The organism is Paraburkholderia elongata (assembly GCF_013177735.1).
Taxonomy (GTDB): domain Bacteria; phylum Pseudomonadota; class Gammaproteobacteria; order Burkholderiales; family Burkholderiaceae; genus Paraburkholderia; species Paraburkholderia elongata.
The window spans coordinates 1-6514 of sequence record NZ_WOEZ01000316.1 but is presented as its reverse complement, the minus strand read 5'-3'; the positions used below and the strand labels follow the sequence as shown (position 1 = coordinate 6514).

Sequence of the window (6514 nt, the reverse complement as noted above, 5' to 3'; positions counted from 1 at the left end):
ACTGCATCTGGAATTGAGAGCCGGCTACCTAGGTAGTCGTGGGTATTGTTTGCTCACTTGACAACAGCCCGCTAATGGGTGTCCAGCGGCAGCACTTCCTTGAGCATGGCCGTGGCCTGCCCGTATGGCAGATGGGCTGCCCACTTCGCCTGGAGGTATTCCAGCTCCGGCGTGACGCGCCTGGTCAGGGCTTTGGACAGGGGATGCACCACACGCCGCGGCGTCCGCGCAGTCCGCTGGCAAGCACACGACCACAGCCGCGAACTCTTCACCGTCACGTTGCCGTACACGGTGCGCAGCACCGTCGAGCGACGGTCCTTGTGGCTCAAGGCTGCGCCGTAGCGCCGACAATGGGTCTGGCCCGAGAGCTACCACTCCACCTGTTTCGAAACCAGCTCGGCCTGCACCCTGGCCAGCAGCGACCGCCCTTCCGCGAGGGTCAGGCCCAGTTGGGCAAGACTGCAGTCAGGGCGCTCAACCACGGCCAGAACTCCGTCACCGTCATTGACCGTGTCGCTGTCCCCGTCGGCCAACCTTGCTTCGATGATCAACCGCATGGTTTGCTCCCACCGTTGCGATACCGATCAGCGTACCCCACACGAAGCCGGTGCCGCGCCCAGATGCTCGAGCCTCTCTTTGACAGCTGGACGTTGGGTATTCACGCAACCCTCTCGCTCACGCTCGAGACAGTGCAAATTTTGCCGATCGCACATCGTTCACCGCAATGCATCGCGCAAGACTTGCCGGGCTTTTATGCCGAAGACCTGGAACGTCAAAGAAATATGTCTTACTTATTGAATTTTGAAAATCACCGCATTACGATGACTTTCGCGAGCCCCACTGCCGGCGCCCGGTCAGAGAAGACCTCGGATCCGCGGTCTCGATCTCAGCCGGATGAGCGACAGTGCGATGCGGTCGAGCGAACCCCGCGGAAAACGTGGCACCTATAATTCAGGAGACGCAGATGCTAAATCCTCGTGAGTTCGCAACACTCATGCTGGTCAAGGACGCTGCGGAACACGCTGAGCTGGACCGCGCAGATCTTGAAACCCTTCTTGAGCGCCAGCTCGTCAAGCTTGAGAAGCTTGCCTCCGGGCATCAGCATCCCTGCATTACCGAGAGTGGATATTTCCTTCTGAACGCCGTCACCCAGCTTCACTGAAGCCTGGCAGGCGGCGTCGCATCGCCTTCTCATGATGAAACGCCGCCCGGTTCCGGTATACGTGAAGCCGGTCCCTGTCACAGTTACGTAACAACCGCTTCGCCGGTGCTGGCGTTTGGCACTCCGTGGACAGACGTTGGGCCGCGTAGTGCGGCTGCAATATCGAAGGGTGAACAACCGCAATGGTTGGTCGGCACGCCCCTGTCGCGCGAACCTTGCCGTTGTGTTTCTCAAAAAGTGCTAATTAAATTTTCAGGAGAGCCGAATGAGCATATTGTCCATCGAGCAGATTGCTGCAATCCAAAAAACCAACGTTGACACGCTGTTCAGCCTCACCAGCAAAGCCTTCGAAGGCTTAGAAAAAGTGGTCGCACTGAATTTGCAAGTCATCAAATCGTCGCTCTCCGAAAGCGAGGAGCGGACGCGAAAAGCGCTGTCGGCGAAAGACCCGCAAGAGTTGTTCTCGCTGCAGGCCAACTCGCAGTCAGGCATCGAGAAGATTCAATCGTACAGCCGGCACCTGTTCGACATTGCATCGGCCACGCAGGCTGAATTCGCGAAAATCGCCGCAGCACAGTACGAGGCGCAGAACCACCGGGTACAAACGCTCATCGACGACGCCGCGAAGAACGGGCCAGCCGGTTCGGAGGCCGCCGTTGCGGCGTTGAAGTCCGCGATCACTGCGACCAACACCCTGTACGAGACACTGAACAGGACCGCTCGGCAAGTGGTCGAAACCGGCGAAAGCAATTTCAGTGCGGCGACGACCGCGGTGTCGAAGGCGACCCGGCAGGCATACGGGCAGGCATCGCGCACCGCGACGAGATAGCCGTTACGTCAACCACCGCGCCCGTCGTCGCCATGCTGCGGCGGGCGGACAACCTCGCCAGCCGTTCTGACGCGCTGGCTCGACGGCCCACGGGGCCTGGCGCATCAGCGAGTCGCATTCCTATTTTGTTAAAGGCAAACACCATGACGAAACAGATCGCGATTGTGACCGGTGGAATGGGTGGATTGGGCGAAGCCATCAGCATCAAACTGCATGACGCAGGTTATACGGCAATCGTCACGTACTCGCCAAACAATGCGGGCGTAGAGAGTTGGCTTGAGCGGATGGCGGCCGACGGACGCCGGTTTGCGGCCTATGCGGTCGACGTCGCCGACCACGACTCGTGCCATCGGTGTGTCGAGAAAATCCAGGCCGAGGTCGGTCCCGTTGACATCCTGGTCAACAACGCGGGCATTACGCGCGACGCGACCTTCAGGAAGCTGGACAAGGTCAACTGGGATGCAGTGATCCGCACCAACCTCGACTCGGTCTTCAATATGAGCAAGCCGGTATGCGACGGCATGGTCGAGCGTGGCTGGGGGCGGATCATCAACATCGCGTCGATCATCGGCTCCAGGGGCGGCTTCGGGCAGACCAACTATGCGGCCGCCAAGGCCGGCATGCATGGCTTCACGAAATCACTGGCGCTTGAAGTGGCGAGGAAAGGCGTGACGGTCAACACGATATCTCCCGGGTTCATTGCCACCAGAATGGTGACCGCAGTGCCACAGGAGGTTCTGGATACGAAGATCATTCCACAGATTCCGGTCGGCCGCCTGGGGCAACCGGAAGAGGTGGCAGCGCTCGTTGCATACCTGTGCTCACGGGAGGCGGCTTTCGTGACCGGGGCGAACATTGCGATCAATGGCGGCCAGCACCTGCAGTGACATTGGGCGCGGCAGCCACACCCGGGAAGGAGTGGTCGATGAGCGAGTCCATGGTGTCGACCGTGGCCGGTTCGTTCGTGCTGGCGATTGCTGCGATGCTGGTCGCTGGCCATTACCGTCGTGAACATCTGCGGAAGCGGCTGCTCAGGCGCATGGATCATCGTCACTGTTGCGACGTGATGCGGCGTCTACATTGTGGTGGCCGACTGGTGCATGCCGAAGATGTCGGGCAGCGCCCTGTTTCAGTACATCCGGAACGAACCTGCTCTGTCGCAGAAGATTTTCATTCTGGTCCCGGCCGATTCGAGTCCACCGGCCTTCGTGCAGTACGACTGCTGTCTGCGCAAGCCCGTTGACATGGCTGACGTGTTCGACGCGATGCACCGTCTCCTTTCGGTTGCGGGACGCTGAGCGCGCGAACGCCCACCGTGACAACGCCGATGTACCGCCAACGACAAACAGAACGGACAACCTTGGGGGAACGGGCCATGAGCACAAGTGAAGGTATCCAGGCAAACGAACCGCACGCGGCCATCCGGCTCGTCACGCAGATTTACGTGCGTCTGTTACTTGCGGGCTTCGCCCTTATTCCCGCTTATCTCATTGCCTATCTGTTCTTCTTTCAGGATCCCGCTCTCCACTTTGAAAATCACGCATTTCATGAAATCGCGATTGCTGCGGCGACGCTGGAAGGTCTTTTTGTCACGTATGTGACGTGGCGGTGCTACCGGTCTTCTGGCGAACCGCTGCTGCGCTGGATGACGCTGGGCTTCTTCGGGTTCGCGTTGATCTATGCGCTGCACGGCGCTTTCACCGGGCTCGCGCATCACAACATCTGGCTCTTCCTGCTCTATGGACCGGCGTCGCGGCTGGTGATGTCGGTCCTGTTGCTGGTCGGGCTGCTGTCATACAGGCAATCGCCCGACCCCGTCAACAGGCGCGTGGGCACCCGGTACTGGCTGGCGTGGGTTGCTGCCTTTCTCGTCGTCGACCTGCTGGTTGCGCTTCTGGCGAACTCGGCCATTGCGGGCGCCCTGGGGGTGCGCCTGTCGATGGAGGGCGGAGCGCTTGTCTTTTCCACACTGAACGTTGCCACCCTGGTGTTGCGCCGGATTCGTTCTCCGCTGATGCTGATCTACGGCATCTCGGTGACATGGTTCGCCCTCTCGTCGCTTTCCTTCATTCTGGGCCGCCCGTGGAATCACATGTGGTGGCTCGCACACGCGATATTTGCAGGCGGCTTCTTCCTGCTGAGCTATGGCGTTGTGCAGGCCTTTCTCACGACCCGTTCATTCGCCACGATCTACAGCCAGGAAGAGTTGTCGGCCCGTCTCGCCGAGGCAATGGCGCGCACGGAAAGCGCGCTGCAGGAACTGCAGCGCACCAACCAGAAGCTCGAACATCTGGCCGCCACCGATCCGCTGACGGGCGCTGCGAACCGGCGAAGTTTCATCGAGCGCGTCGAAGCGGAAATCGCACGGGCGAAGCGGGACGGTGCGCCGTTTTCGCTGTTGTCGCTCGATCTGGACAATTTCAAGTGGATCAATGACAGCTTTGGACATCAGATCGGAGACAAGGTCTTGCAAGGGTTCGTGCAGACCTGCCTCGACGCGATCCGGCCATACGATGGCGTCGCCCGAGTGGGGGGTGAGGAGTTCATGGTGTTGCTGCCTCAAGCGGGTCTGGACGCCGCACTCGCGATCGGGGAGCGTATCCGGCTGGCGATCGCGAGCACCCCGTTCGCCAGAGAGATCGGACGCGGTGTTTCGATCACGGTGAGCATCGGGATATCCCAATTCGGGAAGGACGGCAACACGATCGACACGATCCTGCATGCGGCTGACCAACGCCTCTATCACGCGAAGCGTCGTGGTCGCAACTGTGTGATTGCTGTCTAGAAGCCGCCTTGCGAGTGGCTACCGCTGGCTGGTTCGGTATGTGAGGCGGTATAGGAGCGAAAGACTCGACGATAGGCCGGCCACCGGGTTTCAATATTTTCTGTGAGAAGGCGCACAGAACGGCGTGCGGACGTGGCCGGCCGTGAGCCATTCGCTTCGGCACAATAGGACAATGAACCGGGTGTTCCGGCCCACACGGCATGGCATTTCGCTTCGCCTGTTGCCTGCATCCGGGGGTTCTGGTGCAAACAGCTGGTGAAGCCGAGACGTATACAATACATAAGGAGACCTTATGTATTGAACATGACAGCATTTCAGACGGCGGGTGCAGCAGTATCCTTGAGTCCGAGAGTGCGGAGATTGAACTGACCCTTGCGGATGCGGTGCATCAACTCGATGCCTGAAATCGTGGTCTTCGCACACCTGAATCGTTTGAATCCGAGCATCACGTTCGTTCTGGATTTGATGTTTCGATGATCCTGTTCGATCACATTATTCAGATACTTCGAGGAGCGCACATGCGTTCCCTCAGGCAGCAGAGCGTCAGCGATCATCTCCCGCACGGCCCGGTGCGAGGCGGCATACCCATCGAGCGTGATCGTCTCCGGTGGCTTGCCCTGATGTTTAATGGCCTTGCTGAAAAAGGCTTTGGCCGCGCTCACATCGCGCTTCGCCCTGAGCATGAAGTCCACTGTCTGGCCGACCCGATCTACCGCCCGGTAGAGATAGACCCACTTGCCACGAATCTTCAGATAGGTCTCGTCAACACGCCATGACCGACCTGTGGGTATGCCATACCGGTTCCAGCGCTTGACGAACTCCGGCGTAAAGCGCTTTACCCAACGCATGATCGTGGTGTGTGCCAGCGACAATCCCCGCTCGGCCATCATCTCGACCAGATCGCGCTGGCTGAGCTTGTAGCGAAGGTACCAGCGCACACACAGAACAATGATCTCCCGATCAAAATGCCGACCATCGAACAACCCCTCCAGACCCTTCCCCTTGCTCATCACCGCCCACCAGATTGATTGGATCGCTACTTTAACCGGTCCAATGAGCCTATTTGCACCAGAACCCTTCAAGCCACGGATTCGGGCGTTAGTGTTTCAAGACTGAGACCCCCCGGTGGTCTGTATTTGTTTGGGGAAGATTGCCGAGGGCGGGTTTATCAACTGCGCTCGACGCAATGTGACTGCCCACACGGGCGCGCCGGGCGGGTGCGGTAATCGGCGTGCCTTGTGGTCTGAACCGAAAACATCTCGCAACGGCCTGCCGCACGTCGGACCTGCGGGGGGCACGGTCAACCCGCGGCGCGCACGCCCGTGGCGGGCCGTCTGGTGGCCTTGGGGGGCCTTCCCGCAGGGTGTAAGGGGTATCCATCTCTACGGGCAAGGCCGCCGAGAACGCGGTCGGGGTGTTTTTTTCATCGCCGCGATTCAAACGATGGTAGGGGTATCGCCCAATGCGTATCAGCGCACAGAAAATCATCGGCAAATGGGTATTGTTGATCCACGGCATGGGGGAAGTTTTTGCCGTGGCCTGAACCGGGCGCGCTACTGCTCGCATAGATTGCAGCGCGCAATCGGACAGGCGACCAATAATCACACGCCCGCTTTGACCGGCACGACAAAAATGAAACGGGGACCAAATCATGAAACAGGAAACCCTGAAGGGCATCGCGCAGTTGCAGTCACGGCAGCGTGAGCGGCTGGCTGAAGACGCCACGCGCACCCTGCGT

The 6514-nt window shown here is 59.6% G+C and carries 8 protein-coding genes; 5 read left to right on the top strand and 3 right to left on the bottom strand.

Annotated elements, in window-relative coordinates:
* Nucleotides 1–71 precede the first annotated feature (71 nt).
* On the bottom strand, nt 72–329 hold the full coding sequence (locus tag GNZ13_RS49750) for a hypothetical protein (RefSeq protein WP_172178818.1): 258 nt from the start codon (nt 327–329) through the stop codon (nt 72–74).
* A gap of 39 nt (nt 330–368) precedes the next feature.
* Entirely contained in the window at nt 369–557 is a 189-nt protein-coding gene (locus tag GNZ13_RS49745) for a hypothetical protein (RefSeq protein WP_172178817.1), read from the bottom strand.
* A 407-nt stretch (nt 558–964) separates the two neighbouring features.
* Here GNZ13_RS49745 and GNZ13_RS49740 point away from each other — a divergent pair, with 407 nt between their 5' ends.
* The 5 genes from GNZ13_RS49740 (at nt 965) to GNZ13_RS49720 (ending at nt 4776) form a co-directional block, all read left to right on the top strand.
* Nucleotides 965–1162, top strand: a complete 198-nt coding sequence (locus GNZ13_RS49740) for a hypothetical protein (RefSeq protein ID WP_172178816.1) — start codon at nt 965–967, stop codon at nt 1160–1162.
* Between the two features lie 265 nt (nt 1163–1427).
* Nucleotides 1428–1991 carry a phasin family protein gene (locus GNZ13_RS49735; RefSeq protein WP_172178815.1) on the top strand — a complete coding sequence of 188 codons (564 nt, stop codon included), beginning with the start codon at nt 1428–1430 and terminating at the stop codon, nt 1989–1991.
* 143 nt (nt 1992–2134) lie between these two features.
* The gene (gene phbB / locus GNZ13_RS49730) at nt 2135–2878 is read left to right on the top strand and encodes an acetoacetyl-CoA reductase (RefSeq protein WP_172178814.1); all 744 of its coding nucleotides are present in this window, start codon (nt 2135–2137) and stop codon (nt 2876–2878) included.
* Nucleotides 2879–3091: 213 nt separating this feature from the next.
* Complete coding sequence (locus GNZ13_RS49725; RefSeq protein ID WP_172178813.1) at nt 3092–3289, top strand: response regulator; 198 nt, start codon at nt 3092–3094, stop codon at nt 3287–3289.
* A gap of 77 nt (nt 3290–3366) precedes the next feature.
* Entirely contained in the window at nt 3367–4776 is a 1410-nt protein-coding gene (locus GNZ13_RS49720; RefSeq protein ID WP_172178812.1) for a GGDEF domain-containing protein, read from the top strand.
* Nucleotides 4777–5090: 314 nt separating this feature from the next.
* On the opposite strand, the gene GNZ13_RS49715 is transcribed toward GNZ13_RS49720, so the two are convergent.
* Complete coding sequence (locus GNZ13_RS49715) at nt 5091–5786, bottom strand: IS6 family transposase (protein ID WP_172178819.1); 696 nt, start codon at nt 5784–5786, stop codon at nt 5091–5093.
* Between the last annotated feature and the right edge of the window lie 728 nt (nt 5787–6514).